The following is a 21,266-nucleotide window of genomic DNA, read 5'->3' as shown; positions in this document are numbered from 1 at the left end:
TGGCGGGGCCTTCGATGAAGGAACCCTGGTTCATATCGCCAAGCCTCGGCCGCTTTTTTCCCGTGCATTGGAAGGGCTGGGCCTGCCTCGGCGCTCTTGCGATGACGCTCATGGCCGGCGCGGTGCTGGACGATGTCTTGCGATCACATGGCAACGCCGTGCTGTATTATGTCGTGATGTGCCCGATCGGCGTCGTCGCATTGGTCCTTGCCGGCGTGATCGCAGACACAACCGAGCGGACGTAGAGGTTGAAGCATCGGCTCGAACAGCGAATGTGGCTTTCGAAACAACCCATGCGAACTCGAAATTCTAGAGCCGGATGATTTCAGACGGGGTCACTTCGTGATCCCGCCTGAAATCTGAATCCGTCTCTCATCAAGGAGTTAGAGCAGGATCAATGCGAAAAACCGGTTCCCACTTTTTCGCATCCTGCTCTAGAGCGTTTTCGAGCGAAGTGCATACCGATTCGCGTGAAGACAACGCGTTAAAACAATGACCTGGAGCAATTGAACGATCCAACCGGATCGGAAATTGCTCTAGGTTTTTTCAGCCCGAACTGCGGCGCTCGCCTTGAACAGCACCAGCGCGGCGACACCGAGCGCCGACATCACCAGCGGCAGCGGCAGCGCCGTGCCCTTCAGGGCATGGCCGACGAGAAGCCCGACGCAGGCTGAAAGCAGCATCTGGCAGAGCCCGTTGAAGGACGAGGCCGCGCCCGCCCTGTCGGGAAACGGCATCATCGCCGAGGCTTGCGACTGCGGCATGGTCAGCCCGACGCCGCAGGCATAGAGCGCCATCGGCACGACCACGCCGAACGGGCCGCCGATACCGGCCGCAACACAAATCAGCATCGCCACGCCACCGCCGGCGAGACAGGCCACGCCGATCGCGATGACGCCGTCCAGCCCGCGCGAGCCGACGAGGCGCTGGGCGAGGATGGTGCCGCCGATGAAGCCGAGGACGCCAAAGCCGAAGGACAGGCCGTACTGCACCGGCGACAGGCCGTAGACGCCGATCAGGACGAAGGATGAGCCCGAAATGAAGGCGAAGAGCCCGGCATAAGCCAGCGCGGTCAAGCCGACATAGACGCGAAAGGCGCGGTTCTGCAGCAGCACGCCGAAGCCGCGGAAGATCGCGGGGATGGAGAGCGCACCGGGCGTACGCGCCCTGAGCGTCTCGGGCATGACGAGGATGATCGTCGCGGCGAGGCCGAGCGCGAAGACGAGCGAGGCGACGAAGGTCGAGCGCCAGCCGAAGGCGTCCTGCAAGAGGCCGCCCAGCACCGGCGCGACCGCCGGCACCAGCCCCATGATCATGCCCATGCGCGCCATTTCGCGGCCGGCTCGCGGCCCCTCATAGAGATCGCGCACCATGGCGCGGCCGAGCACGATCGGGCCGGAGGCGCCGAAGGCCTGGACGGCGCGCGCCGCCGTCAGCGCCCCGATCGAAGGCGCGAGCGCACAGGCGAGCGTCGCCAGCAGGAACAGGGCCAGTCCGGCGAGCAGGATGGGCTTGCGGCCGAGCCGGTCGGAGAGCGGGCCCCAGATGATCTGGCCGCCGGCATAGCCGAAGAGGAAGGAGGACAAGGTCGCCTGCGCGCCGGCGACGTCCGTTTCCATCACCCGCACGATCTCGGGCAGCGACGGCAGGTAGAAATCGGTCGAGAGCGGCCCAAGCGCCGTCAGCATGGCGAGGACGGCGGTCATCGCCAGCGTATCGGGACGGAGTTTCATGGAGGTAGCGACCCTTAGGCTGGCTGTGCCCGCTATCTAGAGCAGGATGCGAAAAAGTGGGAGCCGGTTTTTCGCATTGATCCTGCTCTCACTCTTAGATGAGAGACGGATTCAGATTTCAGATGGGATCACCACGTGATCCCATCTGAAATCATCCGGCTCTCGGCCGGGAGCATCACACTGTCGAGCTTCAGCCGAAGCCGTGCAGCCCCGCGCCATGGCGCTTGAGCCAGACTTCCGCCTCTTCCGTGCGCGGGCAGAGCTTGTGGGTCAGGGCCCAGAAGCGGTGCGAATGGTTCATCTCCTTGAGATGGGCGACCTCATGGGCGGCGAGATAGTCGAGCACCAGCGGCGGCGCCAGGATCAGGCGCCAGGAGAAGTTCAGATGGCCCTTGGACGAGCATGAGCCCCAGCGGCTGGTGGTGTCGCGGATGGTGATCTTGCGCGCCGGGATGCCGAGCGTCGCCGTGTGTGTCCTGACGGCGCGCTCGAGATCCTCGAGCGCGGCACGACGCAGGAAATCCTTGACGCGGCGGGGCACATGCACGGCCTCGCCCGCCACCGCGATGATCGCCGCGCCATCCCTGTCGGTCGTCGCATGGGTGACGCCGCGCGCCTTGGACCAATGCACGATGCGGTGCGGCACACCGCGATAGGGGATGGTCTGGCCGGGCTCGAACGGCACCGATAGCGGCCGCTTGGCGAGACGCGCCGCGATCCAGCCGCCATGCTTCTCGGCGAAAAGCCGGCCCGTGGCGAAATCGGCGCGTTCGGGCAAGGTCAGCGTGATCTCGCCTGTCGCCTGCGAGACGCGCAAGGTCATGCGGCGCGCGCTCGCCCGCCGCTTCACCGCGACCGGGTAGATCGTGCCGGCATGGGGAACCTCGATCCTGTCGGGATCGGGTTGCCGCTTGAACAGAGAGAGCCGCATCGCGCGGAATGGTGCCGGATTCGCAAGCTTTGCGGAAGAGGCGAAAAAACTCTAAGGGCGAACGGTCGGTGAACATGGTCACGCCGGCCGGCTTTTTGGTGAGAGATGGAGGGCTTTCGGCTCGTCGCCTGTGCGGCGCGAAGCGGACGCTACAGACGTCGCGACATGCGCCCAGCCGCATTTGTATTGATGACAGCGACATGGCGTATTGATATGAATGTCCATACAGGTTTCGGAAGACACTCGCATGACCCTGCAAATCCGCGACGATCGCGCTCGCGAGCTCGCCCAGCAGCTCGCTCGCAAGCGCAAAGTGACGATGACCGAGGCCGTGATTCAAGCGCTCGAGGGAGAATTGCGCCGCGAGACTGAGAAGGAGCCGCTGGCCGCTCGGCTGAAACGGATCGCGGCCGAACTCGCAGCCAAGGGCGAGCCAGGCGGCCACACCATGACGAAGGACGAAATCGACGCGATGTGGGGCCATTGATGTTCGTCGATACGTCGGTCATCGTCGCGATCCTGGCCGACGAGCCGGAGGCGGATGGCTTCGCCCTAAAGCTCTCGGCCGCGCCCCATCGCTACACCTCGGGGCTTGTCATTCTTGAAGCGGCGATGCGGCTGTCGAGCTTGCTCAAAGTCGATCCGATCGAGGCGGAGATCCGCATCCAGCTGGTTTTGGGGGAGGCCCGAATTTCAATCGTTCCGATCAATGGCAGCATCGCCAAAAAGGCCGTGGCTGCCTTCGCGGCGTTCGGCAAGGGCCGCGACCATCCGGCCCAGCTCAATCTCGCCGACTGTATGTCCTATGCCTGCGCCCAAGCCTACCGCGTTCCCCTGCTGTTCAAGGGCAACGACTTTTCTCAGACCGACATTCAGGTGGCCTGAGAGACCGTTTCCGCCGAAAGATCAGCTCGCGATCTTCAGCGCCTTGCGGGCCTCGATCGCGCTCGCATCGCGCCGGCTCTTGGCCGCCTCCATGTCGAGGCTGACCATGAAGTCCGAGATGCGCGGGGCGATCTCGGAGCGGAAGCGCGAGCCGTTGAAGACGCCGTAATGGCCGACGCCCTTCTGAAGGTAATGCACGCGCTTGTCGGCCGGGATATTGGCGCAGAGATCATGGGCGGCCTCGGTCTGGCCGACGCCGGAGATGTCGTCCTTCTCACCCTCGACCGTCATCAGCGCGACGCGGCGGATGGCCGTGCAGTCGACCGGCTTGTCGCGATGCATCATCGTTCCCTTGGGCAAGGCATGCTCGACGAAGACGGTTTCGACGGTCTGGAGATAGAACTCGGCGGTCAGGTCCATCACCGCCATGTACTCGTCGTAGAAATCGCGATGCTTCTCGGCGGAATCGCCGTCACCCCGAATCAGATGCTTGAACATGTCGTAATGGGCGGTGACGTGCCGATCGAGATTCATCGCCATGAAGCCCGAGAGCTGCAGGAAGCCGGGATAGACGGCGCGGAAGAAACCCTGGTTCGGAAAGGGTACGGTGGTGATGCAGTTGTTGCGGAACCAGTCGATGCCGCGATCCATCGCGAGCTTGTTGACCTCGGTCGGCGAGCGGCGCGTGTCGATCGGCCCGCCCATCAGCGTCATCGAACGCGGAGCACACGGATCGTTCTCCGCTTCCATGCGGGCGATCGCGGCGAGCACCGGCACGGAAGGCTGGCAGACGGCCATGACATGGGTGTCGGAGCCGAGCATCTGCAGCATGGCGATGACGTAGTCGATATAATCATCAAGATCGAAGCGCCCGGCCGAGAGCGGCACATGGCGGGCGTCGACCCAATCGGTGATGTAGACCTCATGGCCGGGCAGGAAGGCCTCGACCGTGCCGCGCAGCAGCGTGGCGTAGTGGCCTGACATCGGCGCGACCAGCAGCACCTTGGGCTGCGGCTTGCGGCGCCCCTCGATCTTGCGGTCGAAATGGATCAGCTTGCAGAAGGGCCGCTCCCAGACGATGCGCTCCTCGACCGCGACCTTGACGCCGTTGATCGTGGTCTCGGCCAGCCCGAAGGTCGGCTTGCCATAGCGACGCGTACTGCGCTCGAACAATTCGCAGGAGGCAGCGATGGTGCGTCCAAACGGCGTGTAGCTCAGCGGATTGGCCGGGTTCTTGAAAGCGAGCTGCATCGCGTCGGAGAGGCCGCGCGCGGGGCCCACCATTATGTGCACAGCTTCGAAGGCATGGTAGGCAAACGACATGGCGGCCCCGTGCATGCGAAATCGGTCTTTCGGTCGCGGCAACGATTCATGATGCGCCGCAACAGGAAACGCACCGTAGGTGGTATTTGTTCTCATACAACCCGGCTAAAGACTAAGATTTCGCTGCGATGCCTATCTGCCACAGGAAAATGCTGACGATGCCGCACCGGCCCGCGTCCGGAACAGGGCCGTGACGCCCCCCGACTTCCTGGAGTCGGCGCTCGCCCGGTCGAGCCGGCATTTGCGTCTCGACACGCTGGTCAGGCTGCGCTGGCTCGCGATCTCGGGCCAGAGCCTGGCCGTGGCGGGCGTGCATTTCGGGCTCGGCTTCGTCTTGCCTTTCGGCTGGTGCTTCGCCGTCATCGCCGTCTCGGCCTGGCTCAATATCGCGCTGCGCATCCGCTTTCCGCTCAGCCACCGCCTGACGGCGGGCGCTGCGACCGCGCTGCTGGCCTTCGACATCATCCAGCTCGCCGCGCTGCTCTACCTCACCGGCGGGCTGCAGAACCCGTTCTCGATCCTGTTCCTCGCACCGGTGATGATCTCGGCGACGGCGCTGCCGCCGCAGCGCACCTTGCTGCTCGGCGTGCTCGGCGTGGCGCTGGCGACAGGGCTCAGCTTCGCGCATCTGCCGCTGCCCTGGGCCGGCGAGGGCCGTCCGGTGCTGCCGGCCTATTACCAGGCCGGAAACTGGATCGCGCTCGTGCTGGGTTTGGGCTTCACCGGCATCTACGCCTGGCGGGTCGCCAAGGAGGCGCGGGACCTTTCCGACGCGCTCACCGCCACCGAGCTCGTGCTGGCGCGCGAACAGCATCTCTCGCAGCTCGACGGGCTGGCCGCCGCCGCCGCCCATGAGCTCGGCACGCCGCTCGCCACGATCGCGCTGGTGGCGCGCGAACTCTCGCGCCTGGCGCCGGCGGAAGGCGAAATGGCAGAGGATATCGCGCTGCTGCGCGAGCAGGTCGAGCGCTGCCGCGGCATCCTCGGCAAGCTCACCTCGCTGCAGGACGACGATGGCAGTCCTTTGGACGAGCTGTCGCTTCGCCTGCTGATCGAGGAGGCGGCCGGGCCGCAACGCCCCTTCGGCATGCCCTTCGAGATCACGATGCAGGGTGAGAAGCCCGAACCCATCTGCCGCCGCAACCCCGGCATGATCTATGGCCTCGGCAATATCGTCGACAATGCGGTCGATTTCGCCCAGGCGGCCGTGACCATCACGGCGCGCTGGAACGACAGCCAGGTCACGCTGATCATCGCCGATGACGGGCCGGGCTTTCCGCCTGATGTGCTGATGCGCGCTGGCGAACCTTACCTTACCCATGGGGCGGGCGAGAACCGCGCCGGCGGCGGGCTGGGCCTGGGCCTCTTCATCGCCAAGACGCTGCTCGAGCGCGGCGGGGCGGCCATCGAGTTCTCGAACCTGCCCGCGCCCGCAAGCGGGGCCTCGATCAGGATCAGCTGGCCCCGAGCTGTGTTCGAGGCCGGCCTGCGCCCGCAAGGGGCTACAAACCCGGACGCTTCGGCCCTACATAGGGGCTGACTGATCCGCCCCCTGCCTGATGCGTAGCGGCGGCAACCGCGCTACAATTCCGCCGGGACAGGCCCGGCGGAAGGAGAATTCCGATGCAAGATGTGCCGAGCGAAGCCGCCCCGATGGAAACGTCGGCGGATATGTCCCTTTTGCTGGTCGACGACGACAAGCCGTTCCTGACCCGGCTGGCGCGCGCCATGGAGGGACGTGGCTATCTGGTGCGGACTGCTGAAAGCGTCTCAGCCGGGCTTGCCGCCGTTGAGGAGGCTGCCCCGGCCTTCGCCGTGATCGATCTGCGCCTCGCCGACGGCAACGGGCTCGATGTGATCGCGCGATTGAAGGAGCGCCGGCCCGATGCACGCGGCATCGTGCTGACCGGCTATGGCAATATTGCGACCGCCGTCAGCGCCGTGAAGCTCGGCGCCTTCGACTTCCTCGCCAAGCCCGCCGACGCTGACGAGATCCATTCGGCCCTGGCCGCCTCGCGCAATGCCCGCCCGATGCCGCCGGAAAACCCGATGTCGGCCGACCGGGTGCGTTGGGAGCATATCCAGCGCGTCTATGAATTGTGCAGCCGCAATGTCTCGGAGACGGCGCGCCGGCTCGGCATGCATCGGCGCACCTTGCAGCGCATCCTGGCGAAGCGCGCCCCGCGATAGGCCGGATGCACTCCAGATCGCATTGCTAGAGCTGTAGAATGATCCAATTGGATCGTTCTACAGCTCTAGCTCTTTGTTTTAACGCGTTTTCTTCACGCGAACCGGTCTCCACTTCGCTCGAAAACGCTCTAGACCGGCGGCGGGTTGATCTGCTTGAAGCCGCCTTCGCGCCAATAGGGATAATGCGGGTAGGCCGGCGTCACTGCGCTGGCAGCATCGAGCCGCGCGACCTGCTCGTGCGTCAGACTCCAACCGACGGCGCCGAGATTCTGGCGCAGTTGCTCCTCATTGCGCGCGCCGATGATGACGCTGGAGACGCTCGGGCGGCGCAGCAGCCAGTTCAATGCGATCTGCGGCACGGTCTTGCCGGTCTCCTGGGCGAGCGCATCCAGCACATCGACGATGGCGTAGAGCCGCTCATCGTCGACCGGCGGGCCGAAATCGGCGCTTTCATGCAGGCGGCTGCCGGCGGGAAGCGGCTGGCCGCGGCGGAGCTTGCCGGTCAGGCGGCCCCAGCCGAGCGGGCTCCAGACCATCGCGCCGACCTTCTGATCGAGCCCGAGCGGCATCAGCTCCCATTCATAGTCGCGCCCGACCAGCGAATAATAGACCTGATGGGCGACATAGCGCGGCCAGCCATGGCGGTCGGCGGCGGCGAGCGACTTCATCAACTGCCAGCCTGAGAAGTTGGAGGCGCCGACATAGAGCAGCTTACCGGCCCGCATGAGCGCGTCGAGCGCGCTCAAGACCTCCTCGACCGGCGTCGCGGCATCAAAAGCACGGAGCTGCAGCAGGTCGATATGGTCGGTGCGCAAGCGTTTCAGCGCCGCCTCGACGCCCGCGATCAGGCGCAGGCGCGAGGTGCCCGCCTGCAAGGGGCCATCGCCCGCGGGCAGGCCGAGCTTGGTCGAGATCAGCGCCTGATTGCGCCGGCCCTCCAGCGCCTCGCCCAGGATCGTCTCGGACGCGCCGCTGGAATAGACATCCGCCGTATCAAAAAGCGTGACGCCGGCCTCGAGGCAGATGTCGACGAGGCGCTTGGCCTGCGCGACGTCGGTGTCGCCCCAGGCGCTGAAGAGCGGCCCCTCGCCACCAAATGTGCCGCAGCCGAAGCTGAGGGCAGGGACTTTCAGGCCGGATGCGCCGAGCTGTCGATAATCCATGAGGTTTCTCCTGTCAGGCGATTAAGAGCGTTTTCGAGCGAAGCGGACGCCGGTTCCCTCGCGACAAACGCGAAGCGTTTGCGCGGAGAAAACGCGTTAAAACAATCAGACGCTCGCGAGGCGGGCGCTGCGCCGTTCGATGGCGAGGCTCCAGGCGGCGAGGCCAAGCGCCGCCAGCGGCACCAGCGCGGCGATCGGCGCGATGGCGGGCAGCCCCGGGCCATGGCTGATGACGAAGCCGCCGAGCCAGGCGCCGAAGGCATTGCCGAGGTTGAAGGCGGCGATATTGAGGCTGGACGCCAGCCCCTGGCCCGCGCCGCCGGCCTGCTGCAGCACCCGCATCTGCAGCGGCGCGACCGTGGCAAAGGCGGCAGCTCCCAGCGCAAAGGCCGCGACAACCGCGCCGATCTTGCTGTGAAAAGCGAAGCCGGCTGCGACCATCACCAGCGTCAGCAACAGCAACGTGCCGATCAGGGCGGGCGACAGGCTGCGATCGGCCCAGCGGCCACCGAGCAGATTGCCGACGACGAGACCGGCCCCAAAGACCAGCAGGATCGGCGAGACCGCCTCCTGGCTAAAGCCGGCGAGCTCGACCAGCAGCGGCTGGATATAGGTGAAGACCGCAAAGACGCCGCCGAAGCCGAGCACGGTGATCAGCAGGCCGAGCTGGACCTGCGGCCGGGCCAGTACCGCAAACTCTTCCGAGAGCGGCGCGAGCGGCACGGTCTCGCGGGCCTTGGGCACGAACAGTGCCAGGAAGACGAAAGCCAGGATGCCGATCGCGGTCACCGCCCAGAAGGTCGCGCGCCAGCCATAGGCCAGGCCGAGCCAGGAACCGAAGGGCACGCCGAGCAAGGTCGCCAGCGTCAATCCCGTGAACATCACGGCGATGGCCGAGGCCTTGCGCTCCGGCGCGACAAGCCCGGTCGCGACGACCGAGCCGACGCCGAAGAAGGTGCCATGCGCCAGCGCCGTAACGATGCGCGCAACCATGAGCCAGCCGAAGCTCGGGCTAAGTGCACAGGCCAGATTGCCGAGAGTGAAGATCGCCATCAGGACGAGCAGCGTCGTCTTGCGCGGCAGCCCTCGGGTTGCAATCGTCAGGATTGGCGCGCCGACGAAGACGCCGAGCGCATAGCCGGTCATCAGCAGACCGGCGGTCGGGATCGAAATGCCGAGGTCACCCGAGACCTGCAGCAGCAGGCCCATGATGACGAATTCGGTGACGCCGATACCGAAGGCGCCAACAGTGAGGGCATAGAGTGCGACGGGCATGACGGCTTTCCGGGAATGGTGATGAGCCGGGGATATGGTCGTTCGCGCGCCTATGAATTAGATTGCCGTCAGGACATTGATTTGTGAGGTGAAGTCATCATGCCGCGGCCAGACATCAACCGCTCCGGCGAGATGGAGGTGTTCGCGCGGGTCGTCGAGCTCGGCGGCTTCTCGCCGGCGGCGCGCTCGCTGCGGATGACACCCTCGGCGGTGAGCAAGCTGATGGCGCGGCTCGAGGCGCGGCTCGGCGTGCGCCTGATCATCCGCTCGACCCGCAAGCTCCAGCTCACCGAGGAGGGCGCGACCTTTCACGCCGGGGCGTTGCGCGTGCTGGCCGATCTCGACGAGGCCGAGCGCTCGGTCGCCGCCTGCCAGATCCCGCGCGGGCGATTGCGGGTGAATTCGAACGTGCCCTTCGGCCGGCATTACCTGCTGCCGCTCGCGCCGCGCTTCATGGCCGCCCATCCCGGCGTGCAGCTCGACATCACCATCACCGACCAGGTCATCGATCTGATGGACGAGCGCGCCGATGTCGCGATCCGGGTCGGGCCGATGCGCCCCTCGCAACTCGTGGCGCGCAAGCTCGGCGCAGCCGCGATGGCGATCGTCGCCTCGCCCGACTATCTGGCCAGCCACCCGGCGCCCCGGAGCATCGCCGATCTCGCACGGCACGACCTGATCACCTTCAATTTCGCCCGCCATTGCGACGAATGGCCGTTCTGCCTCGACGGCAAACGCCTCTTCGTCCCGGCCCATGGCCGCGTCACGGTCGGTGACGGCGAAAGCGCGCGGCAGCTCGCTTTGAACGGGCAGGGGCTGGCGCGGCTCTCGCTCTTCCATATCGGCCACGACATCGCGGCCGGCCGGCTCGTGCCGGTGCTGGAGGATTTCAACCCCGGCGATGTCGAGGAGATCAACGCGGTCTATGTCGGCCATGGCGGCCGCTTGCCGGCCCGCGTACGCGCCTTCATCGATTTCCTGGTCGAAACAGTGGACCTGACGGCGCCGCCAGAGGCCGCAGAAGCCAAACGCCCACCCCGCGTGGCAAAAGCCGCCGAATCGAGCCTCGTCTAGAGGCCTGGATCCTCCAGCAGCGCCAACCGCCCGGCCGCGAGCTTGGCGAAGGCGATGGTCAGCGCCTTGCGCCTGGAGCCGCTAAGCGGGTGGCGGGGCGCCTCGCGCAGCATCTCGCCGCCATAGGCGTCGGCAACGATCAGCCCGACATCCTCAGGCAGGATCTCGCGCGGGAATCCCGGCGCGACCGCGAAGAGGAAACCGTCGCAATAGTCGCGATAATCCGGCCATTTGCCGTCGACGCGATAATCCTCGATCCCCGATTTGACCTCGACCACGAGCAATTCACCCGACGGCGAGAGCGCGACGATGTCGCCGCGCCGGCCATTGGCGAAGGTCATTTCCTTGACGATGGCGTAGCCGCGCTCGCGCAGATGCCGGCCCGCGCCACGGCAGACGGCGCGGGTGATGTCGGGCCGCGTCGGCGGCGGGTTCAGGCGGGTATCGGTCAGGGACATGCCTATATGTTCCCTGTTTGTGCCCGGCACGGCAAGTCGAATTTTCTTTCAGCCACGGTCTCGCGACAAACACCGGAAACGCGCCGTCATTCCGGGCGCAGCCCCCGGGTCCGATCTTCAATCGGCCCAAGGCTAAACTCCGCGGAGGCCCGGAATCCATCGGAGGGCGATGCGCTCTACGATGGATTCCGGATCAGCGCCGCTGACGCGGCTTGTCCGGAATGACGCGTCATGGTTCCAAGCGAGATCATCCCCTCTAGGCATTTGCTTCGACTTGCTTATGGTGCCGCCGCCTTGGACAGCTTTCTCGCCCCCCTCCTGATCCTGATCGCCGCGGCCGCCATTTCGGCCGTGCTTTGCGTCGCCTTGCGGCCGCTGCTCGCGCGCTATGCGCTGGCGCGCCCCAATGCACGCTCCAGCCACAGCATCCCGACGCCGCAAGGCGGCGGGATCGCGGTCCTGGCCGGAGCTTTCCTGGCGCTCGGGCCCGGCGTTCTGTTCGGTCCCGGCCTTCAGCTCGGCCCACTTCCGGCCGGGGCGCAAAACGATCTCCTGCTGGTCGCCGCGGCCGCGATCCTGCTCGCCATCGTCGGCGCCTGGGACGATATCCGGCCACTGCCGGCGAGCCTGCGGCTCGTGCTGCAAGCAGCCTGCGTCGGGCTCGTCATCGTCTATGCTGCGCCGGGGCTGCGGCTGTTTCCCGGTCTCATGCCGCTGGTGCTGGAGCGAGCCCTGGCGCTGCTTGCCGGCGTCTGGTTCGTCAATCTCGTCAACTTCATGGACGGGATCGACTGGATCACCATCGCCGGCATCGTGCCCCTGACCGGCGCCCTGGCGCTGGCTGGACAGGCGGGCGCGCTCGATGTGGGCAGCAGCTGGCTGGCGGCGGCGCTCTGCGGCGGGCTGATCGGCTTCGCGCCCTTCAACAAGCCGCGCGCCCGGCTCTTCCTCGGCGATGTCGGCTCGCTGCCGATCGGCCTGCTCACGGCGTATCTGCTCTACAGGCTCGCCGGAACCGGCGCTTTCGCGGCGGCGCTGATCCTGCCGCTCTACCATCTCTGCGACGCCACCCTGACGCTGCTGCGCCGATTGGCGCGTGGCGAAAAAATCTGGGAGGCGCATCGCTCGCATCTCTATCAGCAGGCGACGACGAACGGCTTCAGCGTGCTCGGCATCGTCACGCGCATCGCCATGCTGAACCTGATCCTGATCGCACTGGCTGCGCTCAGCCTGCGTATCCCCGGCCTCTGGGGGCAACTCGCCTGCCTTGCGGCGGCACTGCTGCTGACCGCAGCTCTGCTGCACAGCTTTGCGCGCCCGAAGGCCGCCCATGGCTGAGCCGCGCATCCTCGTGACCGGCGCAAGCGGCTTCGTCGGCCCCCATGTCGTCGCGGCACTGCGCGATGCGGGCTATCGCCTGCGCCTGACGCAGCGCCGCGCCACCACGGCCCCGCCCGGCATCGAGACCGTCGTAACCGGCGACATGAGCGCGCCCATCGACTGGCGCGCCGCGCTGGAAGGCGTCGACCATGTCGTGCACATGGCCGGGCTCGCCCATGCCGGCCCAGGCCTCGATGAGGCGCTCTACCGGCGGATCAACACGCAGGCGACGCTCGACCTCGCTGAAGCCGCCAGGCAAGCGGGCATTGCGCGCTTCATCTATCTCTCCTCGATCAAGGCGCTGAGCGGGGCTTTCGACGGCGCAGCCCTGCGTGACGACGACAGCCCGGCGCCCGATGACGCCTATGGCCGCTCCAAACTCGCCGCCGAGCAAGGCCTGGCCGCGCTCGATCTCGACTGGGTGAGCCTGCGCCCGGTTCTGATCTACGGGCCGGGCGTGAAGGCCAATATGGCAGCGCTGCTCAGCCTCGCACGCCTGCCCTTGCCGCTGCCGCTCGGCGGGCTCAACGCGCGGCGCTCGCTGCTGGCGGTGGAGAATTTGGCCGAAGCGATCCTGTTCGCACTGACGCCGGCCTGCCCGTCCCGCAGGAGCTATATCGTCTCGGACCCCGAGCCGATCAGCGTCGCGGAGATCATCACGGCGATGCGGGCGGGCCTGGAACGCAAGCCCGGGCTGGTTCCCGTGCCCGCAGGATGGCTCGGCGTTGCCGCTCGTCTTGCCGGCAAGCAGGACGCCTTCGCCAAGCTGCGCGGCGGGCTCGTTGCCACGCCGGACGCTCTGCTCAGGGCCGGCTGGCGGCCGCGGGTCGCGGCTCCGGCAGCTCTGGCCCGGCTTGCGGCTTCGCCCGCAGCCTGAAATCGGGAATCGCCTCGTCGAGGATGGCCTCGGCGGCGGCGCGCTCGTCATTCTTGATGCCGACTTCGAGCCGCGCCAGCCAGCCCTGCATGCGCGAGCGCCCGGCGAAGATCGGCTTGGCCGCCATGACGCCGTCGAGCCCGGTCTCGGCCTTGGGCTCGTCGCGGGCGAACAGGATCTCGTTGAGACGCTCGCCCGGCCTGACGCCGGTGACCGCGATCTCGATATCGATGCCGGGCTCATAGCCGGCCAGCCGGATCATGCGCTCGGCCAGGTCCATGATTTTGACGGGCTGACCCATCTTGAGGATGTAGACAGCGGCGCGCTCGGCCTCCGGTTCATCGCCGCGCGCATGCGAGGCGGCGGTCAGGACGAGATCGCAGGCCTCGCGGATCGTCATGAAATAGCGGATCATCTCCGGATCCGTCACCGTCACCGGCCCGCCGCGCTCGATCTGCGCCTTGAATTTCGGCACGACCGAACCGACCGAGCCCAGCACATTGCCGAAGCGCACGGCGACCAGCCGCATGCCGGCGGCGGCCGCGACGAACTCGGCATCGCGCGACTGGACATACATCTCGGCGAAACGCTTGGTCGCGCCCAGCATCGAGACGGGCTCGATCGCCTTGTCGGTCGAGATCAGCACGAAGATCTTGGCGCCGGCCGCAATGGCGGCATCCGTCACATTCACCGAGCCGAAGATGTTGGTCTTGATGCCTTCCGTCCAGTCGGCTTCCAGATAGGGCACATGCTTCAGCGCCGCCGCGTGGATGACGATGTCGGGTGCGAAGGCGGTGAAGAGCGGCGTGATGCGGGCGCGGTCGCGCACATCGGCCAGCGCGCCGTTGACCACGGTCTGGTGGCCCTGGGCGATGAGTTCCTCGGTGATCTGGAAGAGCGCAGGCTCCGAGCTCTCGACGATCAGCAGTTCGGCCGCGCCGAAGGCGGCGCAGCGCAGGCAGATCTCGGAACCGATCGAGCCGCCGCCGCCGGTGACCAGCACGCGCTTGCCCTTCAGGAAGGAGCCCAGCCGCTCGCGATCGATCGTGACCGTGGGTCGAACCAGCAGGTCCTCGATCTCGAGCGGCGCGAGCTCGGTGTCGCGCATGCCCTCGCCCAGGCTGTCGACGCGCGAAATCGGCAAGGCGAGCTTGCGCGTGCGCGCCAGCCATTTGTCGGGCTCGGCTTCGGGAACCAGCGCGCTCGCCGTCGCAACGATGCGGCGGAAGGGCTCGCCGCGCTCGGCAGCATCCAGCGCCACCGTCTCGATCTCCGCCAGGAGGCCCAGCACCGGAACGCCGCGGATCGACTGGCCGAGATCATCGGCGCGCGGCGACAGGATGCCGGCCGGGCGCAGATTGCGCATGGTGCCGGCCTCCATGGCACGGATCACCATCTCGACTTCGACGCCGCGCCCGAGCAGCAGCGCGGGCAGGGTCTGGCCGCGCTGCGCCAAGTGCTTGGAGCGGGAGTATTTGAAATAGCGATAGGCCAGCCGCGGGCCGCCGAGCAGCGCGTTCTGCACCAGCCAGTAGAGCGCGATCGTGATCTTGCCGAAAAAGAACGTGCCATAGAGGTTCGGCGCGACCAGGACATAGTCGACCACGAGCAGGGTCAGGCTCAGGATCGAGACCGCCTTGACGATGTTCGACAGGTCCGGCAGCGAGGCGAAGCGCCATTTCGAGCGGTAGAGCGAGAAGAACCAGTAGACCAGCCCGGCATAGGCGACGAAGAACGGCAGGCCGCGCGGCAGGAGCCTGAGATGCTCGGCGAGCTGCCAGTTCTCGAAACGGATGACGAAGACGAGCCAGATCGCCAGCGCCGTGACCACGAGATCATGGACGATGACGGCGAGCTTCTTGAAATTCTGTTTGGAGAAAGAGGCCATGGCAGGCGGGGTATCCCGCTCCCCGGAGGGCTTGTCAACGCAAGTGGAGGCGGGAGCAGCTCAAGCGGCGCCGACCGGCGGCTCCAGCGCAGCCATGATGAAGTCGATCATCTCGTCGATGCTGGGCCCCGGCATGCGCGAACATTGCGACATCAGCAGCGGGTGATGAAAGCGGATCATCGCCGTGCGGATGCAGCGGGTCGCCTCACCGGGATCGACCTTCCGGAACGCTCCGCTCTCGACGCCCTCCGCGACGACCTTGCACAGCATGGCGTCAAATCTGGCGATATGGCCCAGGATCGCGTCCCAGCTCTCCTCCATCGCCGCGCAGACCATCTCATGCATGCGCTGCTGGTCGGCATAGCGGGCCTGGTTGATGCGGTAGGAGGTCTGCAGCATGTCGCGCAAGCGATCGGCCACCGGCCGGTCCTCGGCCGCGATCTCAGCCAGCGCCGCCTCGTGCTCGCCCTTGTAGCGAGCCAGCACCGCCTCGTTGATCGACTTCTTCGAATCGAAAAAGCGATAAACGTTGGCTGGGCTCATGCGCAGCGATTTGGCGATGTCGGCGACCGTCGTCTTCTGGTAGCCGATGTCGCGAAAGAAGCGCTCGGCCGTGTCGACGATGGTTTGCCTCGTATCGCGTTCAGGATGGCTCAACGCGGTTGTCCGATGTGCTGATTGGCAGGCAGTCTTCGGAATTTATTGGTATGACGAATTTCATCATTCGTCAACCTCATGACAGACAAAGACTTTAACCGATCTTGGCATGGTGCCGATTGCACATTCTTGCTGCCGATCGCGCCCAAGCCGGACAGCGGGCGATTGCAACCGGTTCAGGTGAATCCGGGCCTCTGCCGCGCCAGCGCCAAAAGCGCCTCGACATCGAGATGGGCGGCGAGATGGGCAGCCAACCGGTCGAGCGTGGCCTCGACCTCGGCCTCGTAGGAGAATTCAGAGGCAACGCCGCCGATCGCCGCAAGCCAGGCCGTGCGGACCGGATCGGCCGAGAAGACGCCATGCAGATAGGTGCCGACGACGCGGCCATCCGGGCTCGTGGCCCCCTCAGCGCGGGTACCGACGCGAAACGGCGCCCTTATGGTGTCGGCGCCCTGCGTATAGCCGAGATGGATCTCATAGGCGCGGCCCGCGGCCCCGCTCGCCGCATGGGCGATATCGACCTCGCGTACGGTCTTTTCGCGATCAAGCACCGTCTCGACATCGAGCAGGCCCAAGCCCGCAGCCTCGCCGGCCGGCCCCTCCAGGCCCAGCGGATCGCGCACGACGCGGCCCAGCATCTGATAGCCGCCGCACAGGCCCAGAACGCGCCCGCCGCGCCGCTGATGCGCCAGGATATCGATGTCCCAGCCCTCGCTGCGCAAAACGGCGAGATCGCGCAGCGTCGTCTTGGAGCCGGGCAGGATGATCAGATCGGCGTCGCCAGGCAGTGCTTCTCCGCGCCGGACCAGGACGAGATCGACACCGGGCTCGGCCTTCAGTGGATCGAGATCGTCGAAATTGGCGATGCCCGGCATCACCGGAACCGCGATCTTCAAGCCGGCGCCGGGCTTGCGCGCGCCCGAGCGCAGGTCGAGCCCGTCCTCCGCGGGCAGCCTCGCGGCTTCCGCGAACCAGGGCACGACGCCCAGGCAAGGCCAGCCGGTCGCAGTCTGGATCGTCTCGACGCCGGCGCGAAACAGGCTGGCATCACCGCGGAACCGGTTGATGGCGAAGGCCCGGAGCATGGCGCGATCGGCCTCCTCCAGCACCGCATGCGTGCCAATGAGGCTGGCGATGACGCCGCCGCGATCGATATCGCCGATCAGGATCGCAGGCACGTTGGCAGCGCGGGCGAAGCCGAGATTGGCGATGTCGCGCGCGCGCAGATTGGTCTCGGCCGGCGAACCCGCGCCTTCGACGATGACCAGGTCGGCCCTGGCGCATAATCGCTCGAAGCTCTCCAGCACCTGAGGCAGGAAGTCGCCGCGCCTGGCATAATCGCCAGACGCCAGATGGCCGGCGACACGCCCCTGCAGCACGATCTGGCTGCCGGTCTCGCTTTCGGGCTTGAGCAGCACCGGATTCATGTCGACATGGGGCGCGATGCGGGCGGCACGGGCCTGCAAGGCTTGGGCGCGGCCGATCTCGCCGCCCGGCGTCGCCGCCGCATTGTTGGACATGTTCTGCGGCTTGAATGGCGCTACCTTCATCCCGCGATCGGTGAAGAGGCGGCAAAGCCCTGCGACGATCAGGGATTTCCCGACATTGGAGCCGGTGCCCAGGATCATGATTGCGGGGGTGTGCGCTAAGCTCATGCGCTGTGATTAGAGCATGCCCACGCAAAGGGGGAGCCGGTTTTCGGCATCATACCCGCACCGTCCCAAAGCCGCGGGCAGTAGCCGGGGCAGGCTCTAAAGACGCAGCGCAAAAGGGAGGGTCACCGGTTCACGCCAATATCCCGCAGCGTCAAAGGGGCGAAGCCGCCGCGGGCGCCCGTCGTGAACCGGCTTGGACAGATAAGCATTGATCTCTGACGAATGTCAACATTCATCATTCCATATTTCGTCGGGCCTATTCCGACACATCCTCGCTTGACCATCCGGGATGCGCTGCGGCCCATGGCATGGTAGAGGCCCTGCCTGCTTTCGCCCAAAACAGCTTCGCTTGAGCCGGCCCGATGACGATGAACCCGATCTTCTCCGCCCTGCAGACCAGCGTTTTCGAGGTGATGTCGCGGCTCGCGCGCGAGACCGGCGCCGTCAATCTCGGCCAGGGCTTTCCCGATGATCCCGGTCCCGAGGACGTCCGGCGCAAGGCGGCCGACGCCGTCATCAATGGCTGGAACCAGTATCCGCCGATGATGGGCCTGCCGGAGCTGCGCCAATCCGCCGCGACCCATTTCAAGCGCTGGCAGGGGCTCGATCTCGACCCCGACGCCGAGGTCATGGTGACCTCAGGCGCGACCGAGGCGATCGCCGGCGCGCTGCTGGCTCTGATCACGCCGGGCGACGAAGTCGTGCTGTTCGAACCGATGTACGACGCCTATGTGCCGCTGGTGCGCCGCGCCGGCGGCATCCCGAAATTCGTGACGCTGACGCCACCGGCCTTCGGGCTAAGCGAGGAAGCCCTCGCCAAGGCGTTCTCGCCGAAGACCCGCGTCGTGCTGTTCAACAACCCGCTGAACCCGACCGCGACGATCTTCAGCGAGGCTGATCTCGATCTGCTCGCTGCTTTCTGCGTCCGGTTCGATGCGGTCGCGATCTGCGACGAGGTCTGGGAGCATGTCGTCTTCGACGGCCACAGGCATAAGCCGATGCTGTCGCGGCCAGGCATGCGCGAGCGCACGGTGAAAATCTCCTCGGCCGGCAAGATCTTCTCGCTGACCGGCTGGAAGGTCGGGATGGTGATGGCGGCACCGAACCTGATGCGGGTGCTGGCCAAGGCGCATCAATACATCACCTTCACCACGCCGCCGAACCTGCAGGCCGCCGTCGCCTACGGGCTGGGCAAGGATGATTCCTATTTCGAGGGCATGCGCGCCGATTTCCAGCGCTCGCGCGACCGTTTCGCCGCCGGCCTGACGGGGCTTGGCTTCGACGTCCTGCCCAGCGTCGGCACCTATTTCCTGAATGTCGACATCGGCGCGCTGGGGGAGAGCGACGATGTCGCCTTCTGCCAGCGCCTAGTCATGGAAAACGGTGTCGCGGCGATTCCGGTCAGCGCCTTCTATGCGGAAGGAGCGGTCAAGACCGTGGTGCGCTTCTGCTTCGCCAAGCATGATTCGACGCTGGACGCCGCGCTGGAGCGGCTGGCCGATTGGCGGAAAGCGGCCTGAGCATCGCTTGCGAGGGGCGAAAGCCCGCTCTCAAGAGCGTTGCGCGAAAAAGTGGGCACCGGTTTTTCGCAAGAGCAATGCTCTAAACTCTTGGAATCGATCACATTTTTTTCGCCTTCGAAGGGAACCGTCCGAAGGCGACGTGATCTAAGCCTTGTGCAGCGCCTCGACCAGCGCGCCGGCCTTGATCAGGTGCGCCTCGAGGCGCTTGGCATTGGCAGCAAAGCCGGCCGAGCGCATGGCCTCGATGGCGACGGCGATCTGCGTCAATGCCTGCCTGGCGAGAACCGGGTCCTTGCGCCGTTCCGCAAGGCGCATCATCGGCAGTGCCTGATTGGCTGAACTCGTCGCCCAGAGCAGCGGCACGCTCTCGCGCCGACGCTCCTCAAGCGCTGCGGCGAAGACCGCGATCGCCTCCTCGAATACGACGGGCTCGCTGTAGCGCTCGCCCATGGCGACAAGCACGCCGCCCATCTGGTCCTGCAGCTCGGCCCAGCGCAAAGGCTCCCGGGCGCGATCGACCGCCTTGGCAACCCGATTGAAACCGTTGAAGGCGCGCTCGAGCAGAGCGAGATCGCTCCGGCGCCCGCCAAGCGCAGCACGAGCGCGCGAGATCAAGTGCTCGGCCTCCAGCCAGCGCGCCTCGTCGCGGCTGCGATCCCAGACGGCGAGAACGGCGGCGAATGCCGTGACCGCCTCTTCCAGCAGCGCATCGTCCTCGTGCTCTTCGCCAAGCGTAACGGCGAGCCGACCGAAGCGAACCGTCAGCGCGTGCCAGAGGAGCGGCGCTTCGTCGCGATGGAGGTTCTCCACCCCCGCCCGGCAGCGCGCGAGTGCCTCGACGCGGAGATCCTCCTTGCCGGCAATCTCGGCTTGAGCTTCAAGCGCGGTCGCCAGCACGTCCTGAGCACCGGCAAAGGCAACCGCATCCTCCAGGCTGTCGAGCCCTTCGAGCAAACGGTGCAGCAAGGTCACGGCGGCATCATAACCGTCACGCTCACCGAAATCCTCGCTGAGCCGTGCCAGCGCCTTCGCCTGAGCGAGCGCGACGGCGCGGCTGCGATCGATGTCGGCGAGGCCGATCAGGGCGGAAGCCTCGCCATAGCGGCCAGCGGCCTCGCGATAGGCGTCCGGCGTCGTTCGCAGGAAGCTGATTCCAGCCCGATCGGCGCGATTCTCGCCGATCCAGAGCCGCTGCGCGACCGGCAGCGCCGAGAGGTCGCTCGAGCCCCCGATCGAATGGAGTTCAGCTTGAGCAAGCGCCTTGTCTGCATCGGCGAAGCGCCCGGCTGCAAGCGCAGACGCCGCCTCGCCGCGCAGGCGACGGGTTTCCGTGTCGCCGAGCGGCACGCCAAGCCGGCTGGTCAAAGCGAGGAAATCAACTGCTCTGCGGTCCAGCAGCGCCTCCTGGGGAGGCGCCGAGCCCGGACGACGCAGCCAATCCGCGACCATGGCCGGCAGCGCCACCGGCGGTAAGCCGTGGCGCCCGGCGACGCGCGCCAGAAGTGGTGCGAGCTCCTCGGACTGACTGATGGCGGCCTCCCGTTCCGGCTTGGCGCTCGATCATGTCGCATTCGGACGGAGACGTCCGAATGCGAAAAACGTGATCGATTCCAGGAGTTGAGAGCATTGCTCTTGCGAAAAACCGGTAACCACTTTTTCGCGCAATGCTCTAACGCCTTACTTGGCCGCGATGACCGCGATCTCGACCGTGAACTGCGGCGCGGCGAGCTTAGCTTCGACCGTAGCGCGGCCCGGCGTCGCGCCCGCAACGATCCACTTGTCCCAGACGCCATTCATCTCGGCGAAGGTCGCCATGTCGGCGAGCCAGATGTTGACCATCAGCAGCTTCGTCTTGTCGGTTCCGGCCTCGGCCAGCAGCGAATCGATGATGCCGAGGATCTCGGAGGTCTGTTCGGCGACGCTCTTGCCCGCCGCCTTGTCGGCAACCTGGCCGGCAAGATAGACGGTGTCGCCGTGAACGACGGCCTTCGACATACGAGGGCCGACGCCGATGCGCTGAATGCTCATGCTCTTGTCTCCTGAAAAAGGGCGCTTGCTGGTAGCCCGAGCCGGAGCCTTTCGCAAACGCCTAGAGCCGGATGATTTCAGCTGGGATCACAAAGTGATCCCAGCTGAAATCTGAATCCGTCTCTCACCAAGGAGTTAGAGCAGGATCAATGCGAAAAACCGGGTCCCACTTTTTCGCATCCTGCGAGAGCCGGATGATGTCAGATGGGCTCACGAAGTGATCCCA

20 protein-coding genes are annotated in these 21,266 nt (G+C 66.2%); 9 read left to right on the top strand and 11 right to left on the bottom strand.

Annotated features, from left to right (window positions below):
- The first annotated feature begins 14 nt into the window (after window positions 1-14).
- Window positions 15-245: a hypothetical protein gene (locus tag BMZ97_RS18280; RefSeq protein WP_092172685.1), complete on the top strand. Its 231-nt coding sequence runs from the start codon at window positions 15-17 to the stop codon at window positions 243-245.
- Window positions 246-536: 291 nt separating this feature from the next.
- Here BMZ97_RS18280 and BMZ97_RS18275 read toward each other — a convergent pair whose 3' ends face one another.
- Both BMZ97_RS18275 and BMZ97_RS18270 read right to left on the bottom strand, forming a co-directional pair.
- Window positions 537-1,733 carry a multidrug effflux MFS transporter gene (locus BMZ97_RS18275; protein WP_092172682.1) on the bottom strand — a complete coding sequence of 399 codons (1,197 nt, stop codon included), beginning with the start codon at window positions 1,731-1,733 and terminating at the stop codon, window positions 537-539.
- Window positions 1,734-1,923: 190 nt separating this feature from the next.
- Window positions 1,924-2,664 carry a M48 family metallopeptidase gene (locus tag BMZ97_RS18270; RefSeq protein WP_092172679.1) on the bottom strand — a complete coding sequence of 247 codons (741 nt, stop codon included), beginning with the start codon at window positions 2,662-2,664 and terminating at the stop codon, window positions 1,924-1,926.
- Window positions 2,665-2,911: 247 nt separating this feature from the next.
- Between BMZ97_RS18270 and BMZ97_RS18265 the strand changes: the two genes are divergently transcribed.
- Together BMZ97_RS18265 and BMZ97_RS18260 are read left to right on the top strand one after the other, a co-directional pair.
- Window positions 2,912-3,151, top strand: coding sequence for a type II toxin-antitoxin system VapB family antitoxin (locus tag BMZ97_RS18265; protein ID WP_092172676.1), 240 nt, complete (start codon window positions 2,912-2,914; stop codon window positions 3,149-3,151).
- Window positions 3,151-3,549, top strand: a complete 399-nt coding sequence (locus BMZ97_RS18260; RefSeq protein WP_092172672.1) for a type II toxin-antitoxin system VapC family toxin — start codon at window positions 3,151-3,153, stop codon at window positions 3,547-3,549. Before BMZ97_RS18265 ends, BMZ97_RS18260 begins: the two co-directional genes overlap by 1 nt.
- A 21-nt stretch (window positions 3,550-3,570) precedes the next feature.
- Here BMZ97_RS18260 and phaZ read toward each other — a convergent pair whose 3' ends face one another.
- Window positions 3,571-4,872, bottom strand: coding sequence for a polyhydroxyalkanoate depolymerase (gene phaZ / locus BMZ97_RS18255; RefSeq protein ID WP_092172669.1), 1,302 nt, complete (start codon window positions 4,870-4,872; stop codon window positions 3,571-3,573).
- Window positions 4,873-5,062: 190 nt separating this feature from the next.
- On the opposite strand from phaZ, the gene BMZ97_RS18250 reads away from it, so the two are divergent.
- Both BMZ97_RS18250 and BMZ97_RS18245 read left to right on the top strand, forming a co-directional pair.
- Window positions 5,063-6,412 (top strand): ActS/PrrB/RegB family redox-sensitive histidine kinase, encoded by a 1,350-nt coding sequence (locus tag BMZ97_RS18250; RefSeq protein ID WP_244546480.1) that lies wholly within the window; start codon window positions 5,063-5,065, stop codon window positions 6,410-6,412.
- An 83-nt stretch (window positions 6,413-6,495) separates the two neighbouring features.
- Window positions 6,496-7,062: an ActR/PrrA/RegA family redox response regulator transcription factor gene (locus BMZ97_RS18245; protein WP_092172666.1), complete on the top strand. Its 567-nt coding sequence runs from the start codon at window positions 6,496-6,498 to the stop codon at window positions 7,060-7,062.
- 128 nt (window positions 7,063-7,190) lie between these two features.
- On the opposite strand, the gene BMZ97_RS18240 is transcribed toward BMZ97_RS18245, so the two are convergent.
- Window positions 7,191-8,225, bottom strand: a complete 1,035-nt coding sequence (locus BMZ97_RS18240) for an aldo/keto reductase (RefSeq protein ID WP_092172663.1) — start codon at window positions 8,223-8,225, stop codon at window positions 7,191-7,193.
- Window positions 8,226-8,330: 105 nt separating this feature from the next.
- Window positions 8,331-9,500, bottom strand: coding sequence for an MFS transporter (locus BMZ97_RS18235; protein ID WP_092172660.1), 1,170 nt, complete (start codon window positions 9,498-9,500; stop codon window positions 8,331-8,333).
- A gap of 99 nt (window positions 9,501-9,599) precedes the next feature.
- Here BMZ97_RS18235 and BMZ97_RS18230 point away from each other — a divergent pair, with 99 nt between their 5' ends.
- A complete protein-coding gene (locus BMZ97_RS18230; RefSeq protein WP_092172656.1) occupies window positions 9,600-10,574 on the top strand; it encodes a LysR family transcriptional regulator in 975 nt (324 codons plus the stop codon).
- Here the strand turns inward: BMZ97_RS18230 and BMZ97_RS18225 are convergent.
- Window positions 10,571-11,032 carry an MmcB family DNA repair protein gene (locus tag BMZ97_RS18225; RefSeq protein WP_092172653.1) on the bottom strand — a complete coding sequence of 154 codons (462 nt, stop codon included), beginning with the start codon at window positions 11,030-11,032 and terminating at the stop codon, window positions 10,571-10,573. The genes BMZ97_RS18230 and BMZ97_RS18225 overlap by 4 nt on opposite strands.
- 294 nt (window positions 11,033-11,326) lie before the next feature.
- Here BMZ97_RS18225 and BMZ97_RS18220 point away from each other — a divergent pair, with 294 nt between their 5' ends.
- Both BMZ97_RS18220 and BMZ97_RS18215 read left to right on the top strand, forming a co-directional pair.
- Window positions 11,327-12,370: an MraY family glycosyltransferase gene (locus BMZ97_RS18220; RefSeq protein ID WP_244546479.1), complete on the top strand. Its 1,044-nt coding sequence runs from the start codon at window positions 11,327-11,329 to the stop codon at window positions 12,368-12,370.
- A complete protein-coding gene (locus tag BMZ97_RS18215) occupies window positions 12,363-13,289 on the top strand; it encodes an NAD-dependent epimerase/dehydratase family protein (RefSeq protein WP_092172647.1) in 927 nt (308 codons plus the stop codon). Before BMZ97_RS18220 ends, BMZ97_RS18215 begins: the two co-directional genes overlap by 8 nt.
- Here the strand turns inward: BMZ97_RS18215 and BMZ97_RS18210 are convergent.
- The 3 genes from BMZ97_RS18210 to BMZ97_RS18200 form a co-directional block, all read right to left on the bottom strand.
- The gene (locus tag BMZ97_RS18210) at window positions 13,216-15,177 is read right to left on the bottom strand and encodes a nucleoside-diphosphate sugar epimerase/dehydratase (protein WP_092172644.1); all 1,962 of its coding nucleotides are present in this window, start codon (window positions 15,175-15,177) and stop codon (window positions 13,216-13,218) included. The two genes, BMZ97_RS18215 and BMZ97_RS18210, sit on opposite strands and share 74 nt — an antisense overlap.
- A 60-nt stretch (window positions 15,178-15,237) precedes the next feature.
- On the bottom strand, window positions 15,238-15,834 hold the full coding sequence (locus BMZ97_RS18205; protein WP_092172641.1) for a TetR/AcrR family transcriptional regulator: 597 nt from the start codon (window positions 15,832-15,834) through the stop codon (window positions 15,238-15,240).
- A gap of 176 nt (window positions 15,835-16,010) precedes the next feature.
- Window positions 16,011-17,489 carry a cobyric acid synthase gene (locus tag BMZ97_RS18200; RefSeq protein ID WP_092172638.1) on the bottom strand — a complete coding sequence of 493 codons (1,479 nt, stop codon included), beginning with the start codon at window positions 17,487-17,489 and terminating at the stop codon, window positions 16,011-16,013.
- 368 nt (window positions 17,490-17,857) lie between these two features.
- Between BMZ97_RS18200 and BMZ97_RS18195 the strand changes: the two genes are divergently transcribed.
- A complete protein-coding gene (locus tag BMZ97_RS18195) occupies window positions 17,858-19,009 on the top strand; it encodes an aminotransferase (RefSeq protein WP_092173286.1) in 1,152 nt (383 codons plus the stop codon).
- A gap of 147 nt (window positions 19,010-19,156) precedes the next feature.
- Here the strand turns inward: BMZ97_RS18195 and BMZ97_RS18190 are convergent, their stop codons facing one another.
- Together BMZ97_RS18190 and BMZ97_RS18185 are read right to left on the bottom strand one after the other, a co-directional pair.
- Window positions 19,157-20,461 (bottom strand): hypothetical protein, encoded by a 1,305-nt coding sequence (locus BMZ97_RS18190; RefSeq protein WP_139221255.1) that lies wholly within the window; start codon window positions 20,459-20,461, stop codon window positions 19,157-19,159.
- 228 nt (window positions 20,462-20,689) lie between these two features.
- Window positions 20,690-21,040 carry a RidA family protein gene (locus BMZ97_RS18185; protein ID WP_092172631.1) on the bottom strand — a complete coding sequence of 117 codons (351 nt, stop codon included), beginning with the start codon at window positions 21,038-21,040 and terminating at the stop codon, window positions 20,690-20,692.
- Window positions 21,041-21,266: the final 226 nt, after the last annotated feature.

Source organism: Allobosea sp. OK403, assembly GCF_900113835.1.
In the GTDB taxonomy this organism is placed as follows: domain Bacteria; phylum Pseudomonadota; class Alphaproteobacteria; order Rhizobiales; family Beijerinckiaceae; genus Allobosea.
The sequence above is the reverse complement of the archived record's forward strand: the minus strand, read 5'-3'. Positions and strand labels throughout refer to the sequence as shown.